Origin of the sequence: Paraburkholderia sp. 31.1 (genome assembly GCF_014397645.1) — a bacterium.
Lineage (GTDB): Bacteria > Pseudomonadota > Gammaproteobacteria > Burkholderiales > Burkholderiaceae > Paraburkholderia > Paraburkholderia tuberum.
In genome coordinates, this window is the sequence record NZ_VZQN01000012.1 from 99381 (window position 1) to 115188 (window position 15808).

General features: G+C 62.9%; 17 protein-coding genes. 6 read left to right on the forward strand and 11 right to left on the reverse strand.

The window, feature by feature from the left end:
* Nucleotides 1-190: 190 nt before the first annotated feature.
* The 4 genes from F6X37_RS11530 to F6X37_RS11545 all read right to left on the reverse strand — a co-directional run bounded on the left by F6X37_RS11530 (nt 191) and on the right by F6X37_RS11545 (nt 3660).
* Nucleotides 191-1534 (reverse strand): sugar efflux transporter, encoded by a 1344-nt coding sequence (locus F6X37_RS11530; RefSeq protein WP_187611380.1) that lies wholly within the window; start codon nt 1532-1534, stop codon nt 191-193.
* 334 nt (nt 1535-1868) lie between these two features.
* Nucleotides 1869-2477, reverse strand: a complete 609-nt coding sequence (locus tag F6X37_RS11535; protein ID WP_187611381.1) for a hypothetical protein — start codon at nt 2475-2477, stop codon at nt 1869-1871.
* Nucleotides 2478-2569: 92 nt separating this feature from the next.
* On the reverse strand, nt 2570-2890 hold the full coding sequence (locus tag F6X37_RS11540; RefSeq protein WP_143037284.1) for a hypothetical protein: 321 nt from the start codon (nt 2888-2890) through the stop codon (nt 2570-2572).
* Entirely contained in the window at nt 2887-3660 is a 774-nt protein-coding gene (locus tag F6X37_RS11545) for a peptidoglycan recognition family protein (protein WP_187611382.1), read from the reverse strand. Before F6X37_RS11545 ends, F6X37_RS11540 begins: the two co-directional genes overlap by 4 nt.
* Nucleotides 3661-3933: 273 nt before the next feature.
* Between F6X37_RS11545 and F6X37_RS11550 the strand changes: the two genes are divergently transcribed.
* A complete protein-coding gene (locus F6X37_RS11550; RefSeq protein WP_187611383.1) occupies nt 3934-4092 on the forward strand; it encodes a hypothetical protein in 159 nt (52 codons plus the stop codon).
* A 74-nt stretch (nt 4093-4166) separates the two neighbouring features.
* Here the strand turns inward: F6X37_RS11550 and F6X37_RS11555 are convergent, their stop codons facing one another.
* Entirely contained in the window at nt 4167-4463 is a 297-nt protein-coding gene (locus tag F6X37_RS11555; protein WP_187611384.1) for a DUF2628 domain-containing protein, read from the reverse strand.
* Between the two features lie 172 nt (nt 4464-4635).
* Here F6X37_RS11555 and F6X37_RS11560 point away from each other — a divergent pair, with 172 nt between their 5' ends.
* The 3 genes from F6X37_RS11560 (at nt 4636) to F6X37_RS11570 (ending at nt 6508) form a co-directional block, all read left to right on the forward strand.
* On the forward strand, nt 4636-4956 hold the full coding sequence (locus tag F6X37_RS11560; protein WP_090809954.1) for a thioredoxin family protein: 321 nt from the start codon (nt 4636-4638) through the stop codon (nt 4954-4956).
* A gap of 15 nt (nt 4957-4971) precedes the next feature.
* Nucleotides 4972-5391, forward strand: a complete 420-nt coding sequence (locus F6X37_RS11565) for a secondary thiamine-phosphate synthase enzyme YjbQ (protein WP_184060159.1) — start codon at nt 4972-4974, stop codon at nt 5389-5391.
* 97 nt (nt 5392-5488) lie between these two features.
* A complete protein-coding gene (locus F6X37_RS11570; RefSeq protein ID WP_187611385.1) occupies nt 5489-6508 on the forward strand; it encodes a class I fructose-bisphosphate aldolase in 1020 nt (339 codons plus the stop codon).
* Nucleotides 6509-6697: 189 nt separating this feature from the next.
* Here F6X37_RS11570 and F6X37_RS11575 read toward each other — a convergent pair whose 3' ends face one another.
* The 4 genes from F6X37_RS11575 to F6X37_RS11590 all read right to left on the reverse strand — a co-directional run bounded on the left by F6X37_RS11575 (nt 6698) and on the right by F6X37_RS11590 (nt 10743).
* A complete protein-coding gene (locus tag F6X37_RS11575) occupies nt 6698-7183 on the reverse strand; it encodes a hypothetical protein (RefSeq protein WP_187611386.1) in 486 nt (161 codons plus the stop codon).
* 28 nt (nt 7184-7211) lie between these two features.
* Complete coding sequence (locus F6X37_RS11580) at nt 7212-7868, reverse strand: hypothetical protein (protein ID WP_262419863.1); 657 nt, start codon at nt 7866-7868, stop codon at nt 7212-7214.
* Nucleotides 7869-8159: 291 nt separating this feature from the next.
* Nucleotides 8160-8447 (reverse strand): hypothetical protein, encoded by a 288-nt coding sequence (locus F6X37_RS11585; protein ID WP_187611388.1) that lies wholly within the window; start codon nt 8445-8447, stop codon nt 8160-8162.
* Nucleotides 8448-8598: 151 nt separating this feature from the next.
* Nucleotides 8599-10743, reverse strand: a complete 2145-nt coding sequence (locus F6X37_RS11590) for a hybrid sensor histidine kinase/response regulator (RefSeq protein WP_316251956.1) — start codon at nt 10741-10743, stop codon at nt 8599-8601.
* A 266-nt stretch (nt 10744-11009) separates the two neighbouring features.
* Here F6X37_RS11590 and F6X37_RS11595 point away from each other — a divergent pair, with 266 nt between their 5' ends.
* Nucleotides 11010-12620 (forward strand): FAD-dependent oxidoreductase, encoded by a 1611-nt coding sequence (locus F6X37_RS11595; protein WP_187611390.1) that lies wholly within the window; start codon nt 11010-11012, stop codon nt 12618-12620.
* 63 nt (nt 12621-12683) lie between these two features.
* Nucleotides 12684-12857 carry a hypothetical protein gene (locus F6X37_RS11600; RefSeq protein WP_184035179.1) on the forward strand — a complete coding sequence of 58 codons (174 nt, stop codon included), beginning with the start codon at nt 12684-12686 and terminating at the stop codon, nt 12855-12857.
* A 360-nt stretch (nt 12858-13217) separates the two neighbouring features.
* Here F6X37_RS11600 and F6X37_RS11605 read toward each other — a convergent pair whose 3' ends face one another.
* Together F6X37_RS11605 and glgX are read right to left on the reverse strand one after the other, a co-directional pair.
* On the reverse strand, nt 13218-13394 hold the full coding sequence (locus tag F6X37_RS11605) for a DUF2934 domain-containing protein (RefSeq protein ID WP_184046959.1): 177 nt from the start codon (nt 13392-13394) through the stop codon (nt 13218-13220).
* A gap of 150 nt (nt 13395-13544) precedes the next feature.
* Nucleotides 13545-15758, reverse strand: a complete 2214-nt coding sequence (gene glgX, locus F6X37_RS11610; RefSeq protein ID WP_187611391.1) for a glycogen debranching protein GlgX — start codon at nt 15756-15758, stop codon at nt 13545-13547.
* Nucleotides 15759-15808 lie beyond the last annotated feature (50 nt).

Genomic DNA, 15808 nt, shown 5'->3' on the forward strand with positions numbered 1-15808 from the left:
CGCTGCCCGATTTTCCGGTCATCGTGTTGCGGCGGCGCGGCTGCCCTTAAGCATAGGCGCTGTGTCGCGAGCTACGCCGAATGTACCGAAGCAAGCCGCACTTTTTTGCAGAGGCGCAGCGCGGCTCAAAGTTCCACGCAACTGGAGGCGCGCCGCATCCGCACGAAAGCGAACGCGGCGGGCTCACGTGTCATTCGCTACGCTCGGGCACGCGGCTGCCGCGGCGGGCGGCCAGCTTCGCGTATTGCTCGGCCGCGAAGCGCTTGACCGCGCGCCACATCAGCGGATAGCGATAGCCGGGCACCGCGAACAGCACCAGCGCGCCCAGCGCCAGCAGTCCGCAGAACAGGAACGTGCCGCGATAGCTGAACGCCTGCACGAGCAGCCCCGACAGCACGCCCGACAGGATCGAGCCGACCCGCGCCGCATTGAAGAACAGCGCGGTCGCGCGCCCGGGCGAATGCGGCATCAGATCCTGCACGTAGGTCATGCCGAGGCACGAGGTCACGGCGACCACGAACGCGTTCAGCATCTGCATCGGGATCAGCACGCTGACGTTGCCGGCCAGCGACATCGCGACGAAGTACACCGCATGCACGGCCGCGCACGCGGCAAGCCAGTTCGGCTTGTGCAGCGACGACGACTTCGCGCCGAGCGCGAGCATCATCGGGATCTCGGTCAGCGCGCCGAGACCGAGCATCACCGACACGTCGAGATGCGTGCCGTTGAGCCCATGCACGATGTACAGCGGCAGTACGATCATCGTCGCGTTCGCGGCGAGGCCGAGCAAGGTCAGCGCGGTCACCGAGCGCAGGATGTCGTTCGCCGACGCGACCGGCAGTGTTTCGTGCGCGTCCTCGCCGGGCTGCCTCAGCGGCGGCACCGTGATCGACGCGGACGGCTCCGACGCGGTGTCCTCGACCGTGTGATCGCCGAGATGGCTCTGCGGCTCCTGCATGCGCCAGACGATGAAGCCGCAGGTCGCGAAGCTGGCGGCCGCGAACAGGAAGAGTCCGGTGAAGCTCGTCGCGGCGAGCACCAGCGCGCCGACCGCCGGCCCGAACACCCATGCGGCCGAGAGGATCGTACGCAGCGTCGCGCTCGCGAACACGCGCTCGGCAGGGTCGGGCACCGGCAGCGCCGCGCGGCTGAACGAGAACACCATCGAAATCGCCGAACCGCCCGCGCCGATGAACACGATGCCGACCACGAGCAGCAGCCGGTAATCGCGCACCACGCACAGACACAGGTAGCCGAGCGCGGCTGCGATGAGCGCCGCCAGCAATAACGGTCGATGCCGCCCGCTCCGGTCGCTCCAGCGCCCCGCCACCGTGCTCGCGAGCACGCCGCTCGCGGCGATCAGCGTCATGAATACGCCGAGCCGGAACGGCGTCATGCCGGCGCGTTCGATGCCGAACAGAGACAGATACGGTGCGGTGAAGGACATCGCCACACCGAGCATCAGGGTGGCGGCGGCGAGCGGCTTGAAGCCAGGAATGCGAAGCAGGTCGAAAAAACGCGCAGTTTTCAACACGGGGCGGTGGGTCAGGTGGAGCGGGCCTCGACACGCAGCGAAGCGCTCGAAGGCACGTTAGGCGTCGCAGGCAGGGGGCCGGAACGACCGGGGCATTATCGGCCCGGAGCGCGGCTCGCGTAAACCCGCTAATAGCTGTCCCAAATCCGTGAGGCGTGCGCGGATGCATCCGGCGACTCGCGCCGCGCCGTGCCGATGCGTGCCGTTAGCGGCAAGCTGCTGGCACGCTCGCCGCTACTTGCCCTCAGTTGCGCGCATTTGCTGCGCCTGCGCCTTGTAGTCGTAGGTCGGATCGAACTCGGTGTGATAGTTGTTCAAAAGCACCAGTTAATTGTCAGGTTCCCGATGCATTGAGTTTGCGTGCGGGAGAATGGAAAACCACATGAATATCGACGGGCTTCTCGTCATTGGTCGTAATCCGTGCGTAACCGTTGCTATCGGTCCTGCCGGCCTGTCTGACACCATCAACGTTCGCGATGAATTCACGGCCAGATAAAGGCTCATCGGTTACGCTGTCGACGATGGCGAACCAGCGCGTATGCGTTGGCTCGACAAGCGGTGCTGGCGGGGTGGAGTGCTTCTGAGTGCTCGTTGCTTTAAGCTGTGTGTCGTCAGTGATCGACCATCGCGTTCCGTGAATCGCAATGATGCGCGGCGGGGTCGAGCAGTTGCAGTGAATCGCATCTCCACCGACAGCCTGGCGGCGAGCCCCCCCGGCCAGATCAATCATGCGGCGATTCTCACTGATCCCCGCGCCGCCGACGATGACCCCTGTGCTTTGGCATGCACCACACCAGGCGCTATCGCCAATGTAGACCACACTTCGGGTTTTGCCGTCATCCCCTTTTACCGTGGCGGCGCGATGGCCTTCGCGCGCAATAACGTGACTGTCCTCGTGACTCGTCAGCGGATCTCCGTCCATAGCCGCATAAAAAATTCCCATGTAATCTCCTGCGCTATTTCGCCCTCAGATGAGTCGAGTGCAACCGAAAAAAAGCTTGTGCTCGATCACCTATAGGAAAGCTTTGAATTCGGTTACTGATTTTCTCGAAGAATCTGCGCCCTACAAGCCTCAAGGGACTTTGAGTCATTGAAAGTCAGACCGTATGCATATTTGCAAAAATCGGAAAGCTCTCTGCGAGTATTGGTTGATAGTTCATCCACGGAAGGGGCATCGCCTTCATTTGCAAATGGGTTGACAAATTCCCGTCTTAAAGTTGGAAATTTCTTTAAAAAATAGATCTCATTCTCATTATGATCGACATATGAATTGTAATACCCTACAAATACATTGAAGATGAGCATCCCCAATGCAAAAATCATAACAAAAACACCCACAAAAACTTTCTTTTTCATGGCAGATCACTTCCCGGCACAGATAGCGATAATCTCGAACGCAGCAATTTCACAACATCCATTCCAAGCTTGCCAGGACAGGCCCGCCCCGTATTCGTTGCCAATCTTTGATATTCCCTGTGTCCACCCAGTCTGGAAATATTAAAAAAATCTTTTAAGACGCCACACAAAGCTGTGGCAGCTTGAATCTGAGCCGGGGTTGGCTTATCATGCCCTGAAATAGTCTGATCGGTTAGAATCCCGCGAATATTTTTGAGCTTATCAAATATCGATAGATTGCCGTATTCCTGTTCATAGGCCTCACCTGCCTCAACCAAATCGGATAGAAACACAATACCGATTTTTCCCGAATTGCTTGCAGCCACATGCTCACCAACAAACCGAATATCGCGGGCCTCATATATCTCGCCCTGACATGAAACTGCGTAGTGGTATCCTGCATCGCCAAAAGGCGGGCTTCTGCGCATGTCCTCCGCCTGTAAGCGCTGCATCTCTTCAATAGAAGGTGCGCCACAAGAATAGCTGCGGCCCGCGTGGTGTATCACAATATCCTGATAGTCCCAATGACTTTCCCGCATCGCGCCACTCGGGGGCTTTGCGTGCCACGCTGAACGCTCAATCAGCCTGTAGCCTTTTCGCGCAAGCATATTGATAATCGCCTGCCGGGTGGCGGCGCGGTCATCGACCGATATTGCAATGGCGTTTTGCTTGCTGTCATGCTTTTCTGTAGTTGAGGAGGTCCAGTAGTTGCTGCTGTTATAGTCAGCCATTATTAGGTTTCTGAGGCATTAAGTTTGCGTGCGTGAGGGATGCGTGGGGATCACGCTAGCACGGAAGGAAATTCTGGCGCAATCAAACGGATTTTGGTTTTTGTTAACAATGGTCAATTATCCGGGGTGCATAGCGATGTCTAGCGTTGCTGCCCGCTCGGCGTAATCCGTTGTTAGGGCAGACAACCAGACAGCAGCGCGAGTCGTTCGCGACGGTAGGATAAGCAAGTGCCAGCAGTCGCTTTCGTCGTCATCGTTCAAGCCGCAGCCGTCATGCGTTCGGCGGGACGGGTCAATCGAGCGACGAGCCTGAATGTGTTCGTGGGCCGCACATTCGCAATGCTCGGCCAGTTGCCGCAGCGTGAGGGCAAGGCCGGCGCGTCGAACGCCGATCAGCGGAAAGACCTGCGACTGCCGATGCAATTAGCATAAAACGCCTCCATGACGGATTGAATTCAGCTTCGATCACACCCCTGCGCAGCAATCCCCGCTCCAGCGCGAACGCATCACACCACGACGTAGCCGCGCTGTTCGAGCGTCCAGCGGTGCCACCGGTTGCCATACGCGCCGCATGCGAAGGCGAACACGATCGACAGCACGAAGCCGATCAGATCGGCCGTCTCGCCCCACAGCCCGATGCCGAGCAGGATCACGTTGATGCCTAGCATCACGAACGCGGCGAACCACATTCTCTTCGACAGCGCCCAGATGAAGCCGAGCAGGCACGCGCCCCAGCTGAAGCCGGTCGCGACCGCGATAGCGTCCTTGTGTTGCGGATGTTGCAGATAGATTCGTGTGTTCATGTTTTGCGAGGTTCCGTGCGATGACGCGGCGCGTCGATCGGTCGAGCACGCGCGCACCGCTTTTTAACATGCCGCGGTGACACCGCGCGCATCGGCAGCATACGGCCGCTGCGCTGACGATCCGCGGCATAGCTGCTACCCTTGGCAGATCACGATCAGCAGCGGAGCACGCATGACCTCGCCGACAGCTTATTCCCCGAAAGGACCGACCCGCGCCGAGCTGGACTCGCTGCCCGGCGTCACCGTCGTCGAATTCGGCACCGACTGGTGCGGCTATTGCCAGGGCGCGCAGGCATCGATCCGCCAGGCGCTCGCGCCGCACGCGGGCCTGCGGCATCTGAAGATCGAGGACGGCCCGGGCCGCCCGCTCGGCCGCTCGTTCAAGGTCAAGCTGTGGCCGACGCTCGTGCTGATGCGCGACGGCGCCGAGGTCGCGCGCGTGGTGCGGCCACGCAGCGCCGAGGATATCGACGACGCGTTCGCGTCGCTCTGAGATTCGAGCTCCGTCATGCGCCAGGTCATCCATCATCTGAGTGTCCAGGCCCGCGGCCGCGGCCTCGTCGAATTTACCGACGACGCGCGCCGCTTCGTCGACGATACGGACATCCGTACTGGTCTGCTGACGCTGTTTTGCCGGCACACGTCGGCGTCGCTGCTGATTCAGGAGAATGCCGATCCGTCCGTGCGGCGAGATCTGCAGCGCTACTTCGAGACCCTCGCGCCCGAGGACGACACGCGCTACGAGCACGACACCGAAGGCCCCGACGACATGCCCGCGCATCTGCGCACGGCGCTCACCCAGGTGCAGTTGTGCGTGCCCGTCGAGCATGGAAGGATGGTGCTCGGCACATGGCAGGGGCTGTATCTGTTCGAACATCGGCGTCACCCGCAGCCGCGCGATATCGTGTTGCATCTGCTCGGCGAATGAAGTCCGCTTTCGCACCCACTCGTCACGCAAAGGAAACTGTCACCGGCACTTCTCCGCACACCGCATCGAACGGAGCCTACCCAAGGGAGCACACCTCATGGACACCCGTAGCGAGCTGCAAGCCACCGTCAAGGCGATGGTTCAACCGGGCAAGGGTCTTCTCGCCGCCGACGAAAGCGGCCCGACCATCGCCAAACGCTTCAAGACGATCGGTCTCGAATCGAGCGAGGAAAACCGTCGCGCGTATCGCAACCTGCTCCTGACGACGCCCGGCCTCGGCGAGTTCGTGAGCGGCGTGATCCTCTACGAAGAAACGCTCGGCCAGAAAGCCGACGACGGCACGCCGTTCCCGCAGGTGGCCGCGGCAAACGGCATCGTGCCCGGCATCAAGGTCGACCTCGGCAAGGTGCCGCTCGCGCTCGCTCCCGGCGACGAGATCACCGAGGGCCTCGACGGTCTCGCCAAACGCTTCGTCGATTACAAGCGGCAAGGCGCGCGCTTCGCGAAGTGGCGCGCGGTCTACAACATCACGGCGAGCCTGCCGAGCCGGCTCGCGATCGAGGCGAACGCCGATTCGCTCGCGCGCTACGCGGCGATCAGCCAGGAAGCCGGCATCGTGCCGATCGTCGAACCCGAGGTGCTGATGGACGGCGAGCACACGATCGAGCGTTGCGCGGAAGTCACCGAGGCCGTGTTGCACGAGGTGTTTCATGCGCTGCATCGGCATCGCGTGGTGCTCGAACATATCGTGCTGAAGCCGAGCATGGTGCTGGCCGGCTCCGAGCATCAGCAGCAGTCGAGCACGGCGCATATCGCGGCGGCAACCGTGCGCGTGCTGATGCGTACGGTGCCCTCTTCGGTTCCCGGTCTCGTGTTCCTGTCGGGCGGACAGTCGCCCGAGGAGGCTACCGCCAATCTCAGTGCGATGAACCGGCTCGGCGCGCTGCCGTGGAATCTGAGCTTTTCGTACGGGCGCGCGTTGCAGGAGCCGCCGTTGAATGCGTGGCGCGGACAGCCGGCCAACGTGAAGGAAGCGCAGCAGGCGTTGCTCAAGCGCGCGCGTCTGAACGGCGCGGCCGCGCTCGGCAAGTACGACGCGGCGATGGAAAAGGATTGAACCCAGGGATTGAACCCAGGCGCGGGCGCAGGCTATCCGGGAGCTGTGGAAAAAGGCTTCTGGATCGCGTCCGCACATAACATCCATCCCGCACATATCACAGCCGACAGTACGAATTGACGGTCAGCGACTGTTACGGGCTTTGCAGATAATCCAACGCCGAGATTTGCCTTTTCCTGGGGACGTTCGTCACGATAAAGACCAGGGATCAACCTTGCCGCCCTCGATGATAAAGTGCTTCGCATCGGAGGTTGGGTCAAAAAAGCGCCAGTCTTCTTCGTCAGGCGCACTGTTCGGGCTGATGACAAGCCGCAAGCCACCGGACAGTAAAATGTCTGCACCGCCTTCTTCGCTTCCCGATACGCCTTTCACAATGGCAGGGCCCTGTTTGACCAGCAAATCGTCAATGCGCTGAGCCGAACGGTGTGCCTTTTCATCGGGACCGAAAAGATCATCTTGCGTTGCAATCGCACTGCCAGCCTGTTCTATTTTCCAGTTGCATTGGATGTGTAACGACCACTCCCCAACGTGCCTGATCGCACCTTTGAAATTGGCTACCGGTCTTAGGGAGCCAAACTGCATCGTCAGCGTGCCTGCTGCATGATGTACCGCACTTATCGGCAGTCCTTCAACAGCTGACAGGCGGCGCTCAATCTCGTCTCGTGTGTTAATCATTCGGTAATTCCACTGTTTGTTGGCCGCGTTACCACAAGTTGAACATATCTTTGGCGCGTTCCATTATTTCGTGATAGCCGAGCCGTTGACCGCCAATTTCCCGATGAAGCTGCTGCGCCTGATTTTTGTTGAGGCCCAAGGCAGTTGCTACATCACGAGTCTGCCTGTTTTGCGCCTGATTATTACCCGGCATTCCCTCGGCGCCCGCCAGTACCTCAACGTCGCCACTTGCCGCGTCCGGTGTGTACTCGAACGGCTTTACATTGGCGAGATTCTGCGGCACGCGCGCGCTGTTGCTACGAAGAAGCTTTGCCATGTCCGCGTCGGCTGGCTGTTGCGCGCGCGCGGGCGCTTGCCTGGAACCCTTGTCTCGCTGCTCCTGTATCGCCTGCACGCACTTGCGCATATCCTGCCGCTCCGGCACAAAGAGCAGGCCACCGTTCCGCACTTCGTTGTAAAGGGCCTTTGCAACCTCATGGTCGTCCATCCGGCGCATATCGAATCGGTTGTCACTTCGGCCAAGCACGTCGCGCAGCTCGTACGACTGGAGGGACAGCAGCATCGAGGGGGCGTGTTGCAGCCACGCTGCGCGCGCTTCCTCCATGCCTTGCGCCAGGTCGTCGTTTCCCGCGCGGGGTGCGCCGGCTGGCAGGGCAAAATGAAACCAGCGGTCCGCGTCAAACATGCGGGGCGACTCAATGTGAAGGTAGATCGATTTGCGAACGCTCTGCCAGAAGAAATGTCCGTGCCGTCTTTCACGGACGTCGAGGTGAGGAGCGGGAAAAAGTGAAGTCATCGTGCCTCACAGTCAATTGACGAGGCCCGATTGTGCAACACGGCACCATCTCATAAAACCCCCGTTGCCGACAGTGCCGGGTTCTGGCGGGGACTGCGGCGCACAGAAAAACTGCCGGAGCCGACACGCTGGGTCACACCCGACGCGCGACTCCAGCCGCCCTGCCTTGACACGCTGCGCTTACTGCCCCTTCGTATCGCTGCTCGCGTCGGCGCCCGGCGTATTCGTCGAGTCGGTCATGGGCTTCTTCGACTTCGAATGCTTCTTCATGTGATGGTGAGTCGAAGGCGTGGTCTCCCCGGTCGCGCCCGCATCGCCGCCCTCGCGTGTCGAGGTCGCGGCGTTGCTGTTCGGGTCGTTGCCGGCCGGCCCCCCGCCGCCGCCTGCGCCACCGCCGGCGCCTTGGGCCATTGCGAGCGACGAAGCCGCGAGCAAGGTGGAAACGAGCACTGCGTGTCTGATCTTCATGGCGATTCTCCTGGGTGTCGAGATTGTCGAAAGGAAGTGGGCGCGCGGTGACCGCACGCGCAAACCTCGCGCTCTTTTCAGCAAGGGCTGTGCCGCAGCACAGCACGCCAGGAAAAGCCCATGGACGCGATAGACGAACGGTGCCGCGGCTTCAGGTGCCGCAAGCCACCAGCGCATGCAGTTCGTCGATATTGAACGGCTTCGCGAGTATCGCAATGCCGAGCCGACGCGCGCGGTCGAGCTCGTCGGCGTAACCGGTCATCAGCGCGATCTTCTGCGACGGCCACGCGCTGCGGACCTTCTCCGCCAGGTCGATACCGTTCAGCTTGCCCGGCATCTGGATGTCCGACAGCACGAGCTCGAAGCGCTCGCCGGCGTTCAGCACGTCGAACGCCTGGTCGGCGGTCGGCTCGTGATGCACCTCGCAGCCGAAGGTTTCGAGCACCGCGGTCACGCCGGCAGCGACGTCCTCGTTGTCCTCGACGAGCAGCACGGCCCCGGCCGCGGTCGGCAGCGGCTGGCGCGCATCGGCGCCGGCCAGCGCGGCGCCCTCACGATAGCGCGGCAAAAACATCCGCACCGTCGTGCCGCTGCCCGGCACGCTGTCGATCTTCGCGGTGCCACCGGCCTGCTCGGACATCGACAGCACCTGGGCGAGCCCGAGGCCGGTGCCCGAGCCGCGCAGCTTGGTCGTGAACAGCGGCTCGAACGCGCGTCGCGCGACCGATTCGGGCATCCCTTCGCCGTCGTCGGAACAGGCGATCAGCACGTACTCGCCGTCCGGCAGCAGCGTATCGCTGCTGACCAGCCGATTGTTCTGGCAGCGGATCACGAAGCGCCCGCCGCGCGGCATCGCATCGCGCGCGTTCATCGCGATGTTCACGATCGCGAACTCGAGATCGGTCGAATCGACGAGCACCTGCCACAGGTTCTCCGGCATGCGCAACGCCAGTTCGATCGTGTCGCCGAGTGCCGCGTTGATCAGCGGCACGGCGGTCGGCAGCCAGCGCGCAAGCTCGACGGGCTCCTGCTTCAGCGGCTGCTTGCGCGCGACGCTCAAGAGACGCCGCGTCAGCGCTTCGGCCGTAGCGGTGGCACGCTCGACCGCATGCACTTCCTTCTCGAGATCGTTGTAATGCTTGAGGCGCGCGAGCTCGGTGTTCGCCGACACCACCATCAGCAGGTTGTTGAAATCGTGCGCGACATTCGCGACCAGATTGCCGAGCGCGCCCATGCGCTGCAGTTGCCGGCTCGACGCCTCGGCCGACAGACGCATCGCGACCTCGCCCTGCCACCGCTCCCACGCGCGCCGCTCCGCCTCGAGCTGACGCAGCGAATACAGCACGAGCCCCCAGATCGCGATGCAGGGCACCGCCGTCAGCGCCGCGATCAACATAAAGTGCGTGCGCCACGCCGCCACGATCGATGACATCGCGTACGCGCTCATCACATACAACGGATAGTCGCCGACGCGGCGAAACGCGAGCAGCCGCTCGACACCATCGACGGTCGAATTCAGATGCAGGTGCCCGAACAGCTGTTTGTCGCGCAACGCGGACATGAACGCGCTGTGCATCGACGGCCGCGCGCCGGCCGGCCATGGCGGATAGTGCACCAGCAGATTGCCGTCCTGCCGGTACAGCGCGAGCGCGAGCGACGGATCGCCGTTGGTCAGCTCGCGATAGAAGCGCGAAAAATATTCGCTGCGCAGCGCCACCGTGACCACGCCGAGAAACTGACCGTCCGTACCCGAGCGGCCGATCGCGGTCGTGAACACGTCGACCTTCGACAGCTTGCCGAACATCGGCAGCGAGAAATACGGCTGCGGACGCATCGCCTTCGCGGCGAGAAAGTCGTCGCGCAAGCCGCTCGTCACTGCCGGCGCCGGATACGCGAGGCTCGACGCAAGTAACTGGCCGTTCACACCAAGCAGCGAGATCGACGCCACCTGCGGAAAGTCGCCGCCGATGCTCTGCAGACGCTCGTGCAATTCGCGCTCGCGCGCGCGGATCTGCGCGTCGTCGGAATTGCCGAGCAGCTCGATCACGCGCGAGGCCATCTGCCGGTTCAAATCCAGCACCTTGACGGCCTGCTCCTGCGCCACGCGCGCGAGGCGGTCGAGCGCATCGTTCGCATCGGAGATGCGGCGCTGGTAGTCGAAGTAGCCGTAGCCCACGAGGCAGGCCAACGGAAACACGATCGACACGGCCAGCAAGATCAGCAGCATGCGCTGCGTCGCCGCGAAGTTGCGTGACGGCATCGGCACATCGACTGCGACACGTTCTGCACGCTGCACGGTCACCTGCTCCATCAAAGTTGCATACGGTCAGGGAAGGCATTGCCTGTGAATTCGCACGCCGCTGTTCGCGCGCTAATTCACCTGCCTCGAAATTTACCGCATCTCGGCCTATCTTCCCAAGCAGCTTCACGGCATCACTCCGCCGACGCGTCCGGGCACGACGATTGCTGGCTTATCGCTGCTTGATGGCAAGCGTACTTCCGTCACCGCTCGCGACGCGTTTGCGTGCGCTGCGCGAGCTCTTTCTTGCGCGAGGCCTCACCATGTCCACGACTGCCCGCCGCGTCGCGCGGCTCTCGGAATTGCCAGCGGACCGCGCGGTGCGCGTGATCGTGGACGGCACGCCGATTCTGCTGGTGCGCGATGGCGACACCGTGCGGGCTTACTCGCCTGATTGCCCGCATGCCGGGGGCCCGCTCGAAGAGGGCGCGCTGTGCCACGGCCGCATCATCTGCCCATGGCACAAGGGTACGTTCGACGTCGCGACCGGCAACGTGCTCGAGCCGCCCGCGCTGCTGCCGCTCGATCGCTACCCGGTCACGCTCGATGGCGACGACGTGCTCGTGTCGGCGAAAAAAATCGCAGCGCCGGCACCGGCGGCGCGCACATCACCGCCCGATGCCACCGCGCAAGACAAGCACTACGTGGTAATCGGCGCGGGCGCGGCCGGCGCCGCTGCCTGTGCCGCGCTACGCGAGTTCGGCTTCGAGGGCCGCATCACGCTGATCGGCGACGAAGCGCACGCGCCCTATGACCGTACCTCGCTGAGCAAATTCGTCCCCTCGTTTGAAATGACGCCCGCCGACGTGCCGCCGCTGCTGCCGCCCGACTGGCTGCACACGCACGGCATCGAGCGCATCGTCGCGAAGGTCGCGCGGCTCGACGTGCCTGCGCACACGATCCATTTCGAAGCCGGCGCGGGTGGTAGCGAGCAGAGCATCGAGCCGCTGAAATACGACACCGCGCTGCTCGCGACAGGCAGCGTGCCGAAAGTGCCCGACATGCCCGGCTGCGAACTCGGCGGCGTGCATGTGCTTCGACACCTCGACGATGCCGCCGCGTTGATCGACGCGCTCGGCGACGATGCATCGCAAACCCGCGTCGCGATTCTCGGCAGCAGCTTCATCGGCCTCGAAGTCGCGTCCGCGTTGCGCAAGAACGGGGTGCCCGTCACCGTGATTTCGCGCGACAAGGTGCCGTTCGCGAAGCAGTTCGGCGAGCGCGCGGGCCAGATGTTTCGCGCGCTGCACGAAAGCAATGGCGTGAAGTTTTATCTCGACGCCAAGGTCGCCTCGCTCGAGGGCGAGGAAGGCAATGTGCATACGGTGATGCTTGCCGGCGGCGAGGCCATCGCGGCCGATGTCGTGCTGCTGGGCACGGGGGTTGCGCCGGCTACGGGGTTTGTCGAAGGACTGCCATTGCAGAAGGACGGCGGCGTGGTCGTCAATGCCGGCATGAACGCCGCGTGCGGTCTGTATGCGGCCGGCGATATCGCCGTGTTCACGCTGCATGAGAACCAGGAGCCGGTGCGTATCGAGCATTGGCGCGTCGCGCAGCAGCATGCGCGCATCGCCGCGCAGAACATGTGCGGTTTGCGCAATCGCTATGCCGACGTGCCGTTCTTCTGGACCTATCACTACGGCAAGAACTTCGAATACCTCGGCCACGCGAGCGAGTGGGATGAAATCGTCGTCGATGGCGACTTCGATCGTCACCAGTTCATCGCGCTGTACGTGCGCGACGGCCACGTCGACGCGGTGTTCGCCTGCGAGCGCGAAGCGCTGACCGCGCGGCTTTCCGACGCGATGCGCGGCGGGCTGTCGCGGCCCGACGCGCTCGCAATCATCGGCGCGCCGGAAGCGGCGGCGTCGTGACGATGCGCACGTGGACCCGCGCGATCCGATGTCTTGACGTTTAACCTGGAGCAAGGAGCCACCATGACGACAAACAAGGAAAAGCATCCGCACTCGGAAAAGAGCGAGCAGCAGATCGACAAGCAGGTCGAAGACAGCTTCCCGGCTAGCGACCCGCCTTCGACGGGCGGCACCACGAAGATCGAGCCGGAGCAGGACAAGTCGAAGGGCGGGCACGACAAGCCCGCCGGTCAATAGGCGGATAACAAGCCGCGATGCCGGGACGCATCAGCAACGATTGCTCAGGAAAACCACCTATCGGCCATCCTCGAACTGCGCCCATACAGCAGCGGCTCGACCACCTGCCCCACCGCCAGCTCCGCGACCACGAACAGCACCAGCGACCAGATCGCCATCGCCCAGCCGGGACTGACGTGACGAGCCCCTCGATACCGAATGCGGTGGAGGCCGCCTGAATGCGCGAGGCGGCACTCATGCCGCGCGGCTCGGGTGTGTCGTTCATGTTGCGGAGCGAAGATCGGGCATGGGAAAACGGTCCCTGAGCCGCACGCGGTTCGCCGGCTCGGAGTCTTATTACTCAATCCCGTTGAGGAATGTCTATTTCATCGAATCGCCCGACACCGGCCCGCTCTCGACCGGTGGTGCCTCCTTCTCGATCTCACGGCGGGCCTGCTCCCAGTATTGCTCGGGCGTGCCCTTCGGCTCGGCCGCCTGCTCCCACAGATAGTAGGCGCGAATGCGGATCTGCTCGTCGACGCTCGGTTCCTGTTCCATTTGTTCACTCCAGCTTGGCCGTTTGCGTGCGCACGCCTGCCCTGGCGAAGGTCGCAGACGCGTGCGTATCGTCAACAACAGAACGAGCAAACCTTGTACCTGTGCTGCAGCCCGCTTTTCAACGGGGCTGGCGTCGCTCGCCAGCCTGCACTAGCCTGGCGCGGAGTCGCCTTCGTCGGAAGTCAACTGCTCTTCGAGGCGGTCGAACACGCGCTGCGTCGCGCGGCTCGGCGCTTCGAGCGCGAGCAGCAGCAGCGAGCGGCCGGTCACCTGGTAGGCATCGCCCGCGCTGAATTGCGGCAGCTCGGCGCGCACCGGCATGTTGGTGTCGACGAGGCAGGTCCACAAATCGCCCTCGGGAATGTCGGGCAGCGTGAAGTTGACGACGTCGTGATACGCGTTCAGCACCAGCAGCAAGGTCGCGTCGGACGCGAGACGGCGAATGCCGCTCGCCTGCGCACGGCCGTCGATCACGAGGCCGAAGCAGCGCATCGCCGGATCGGCCCACTGCTCGCCCGTGATGTCGGTGCCGTCCGGCGATAGCCAGCGCGTGTCGGTCACGTCGAGCGTCTCGTTGTATTCGCCAGTCAGAAAACGGCCGCGCCTCAGCACCGGCAAACGGTGGCGCAATGTGGTCAGATTGCGCACGAACTCGGTCAGCGCGCGGCCGTCGTCGTCGATCGCATCCCAATCGACCCAGCTGATCTCGTTGTCCTGGCAATACGCGTTGTTGTTGCCCTGCTGCGTGCGGCCGAATTCGTCGCCGGCGAGGATCATCGGCGTGCCCTGCGACAGCAGCAGCGTCGCGAGCAGATTGCGCTTCTGGCGCTCGCGTTGCTGGCGGATGTCGGCGTCGTCGGTCGGTCCTTCGGCGCCCATGTTCCACGACTTGTTGTCCGAATGGCCGTCGCGGTTGTCCTCGCCGTTTGCCTCGTTGTGCTTGTCGTTGTACGAGACCAGATCGTTCAGCGTGAAGCCGTCGTGCGCGGCGATGAAGTTCACGCTCGCCCACGGCCGCCGGCCGCGATGATTGAACTTGTCGCCCGACGCGGTGACGCGCGTCGCGAGATCGGCGGCGGTGCCCTCGTCGCCCTTCCAGTACGCGCGCGCGGTGTCGCGGAAGCGATCGTTCCATTCGGCCCAGCCCGGCGGAAAACCGCCCACCTGATAGCCGCCGGGGCCGCAATCCCACGGCTCGGCGATCAGCCGGATGCTGGAGAGGACCGGGTCCTGGCGGCAGCTGTCGAGAAAGCCGCCGCCCTCGTCGAAGCCGTGATCTTCGCGGCCGAGGATCGTCGCGAGATCGAAGCGGAAGCCGTCCACTTTCATTTCGGTGACCCAGTAGCGCAGGCTGTCGGTCACCATCTGCAGCACGCGCGGATGCGACAGGTTCAGCGTATTGCCGGTGCCGGTGTCGTTGATGTAGTAGCGCGGCTCGTCGGGCATCAGCCGGTAGTACGACGCGTTGTCGATACCCTTGAACGAGACCGTCGGGCCGCGTTCGTTGCCTTCGGCCGTGTGGTTGTACACGACGTCGAGTATCACTTCGAGATCGGCCTGGTGAAAACGGTCGACCATCTCCTTGAATTCGCCGACCGACTCGGTCGATGACGCGAAAAAGCGCGGATCGGCCGCGAAAAAGCCGATCGTGTTGTAACCCCAGTAGTTCGTGAGACCCTTGTCGAGCAGATGGCTGTCGTTGACGAAAGTCTGGATCGGCATCAGCTCGACCGAGGTCACGCCAAGGCTGCGGATATGGTCGAGCACCGGCTGCTGCGCCAGACCCGCGAACGTGCCGCGCAAACGCTCGGGCACCCGCGGATGACGTTTCGTGTACCCGCGCACGTGCGTCTCGTAGAGAATCACGCGCTCCCACGGCAGCGCGTTGCGCTCCGGATGGCTCCACGAAAAATTCGCGTCGACCACCTTGCACTTCGGCACGAAAGGCGCGCTGTCGCGTTCATCGAATGACAGGTCGAGCTCTTCCGAGCCGAGCGTATAGCCGAAGATTTCCGGCGCCCATTTCAGCTCGCCGATGTGCGCCTTCGCATATGGATCGAGCAGCAGCTTGTTCGGATTGAAGCGATGCCCGTTTTCGGGCTCGTAGGGACCATGCACGCGATATCCATAGACGGCACCCGGTTTCAGATTCGGTACGAACACATGCCATACCTCGTCGGTGTATTCGGGCAGCTCGATCCGTTCGAGTTCGTGTTGGCCAGTTTCATCGAACAGACACAGTTCGACTTTGGTTGCGTGCGCGGAGAACAACGCGAAGTTGACGCCACTGCCGTTCCATGTCGCGCCGAGCGGAAAAGGCGTGCCTTCGGCAATGCGCGTCGAGTAGCTGGCTGGGGATGACATAGGTGTTCTCAGTGGCTGCAAGGAGGTTGGTATCTCAGGGTCATGCATGT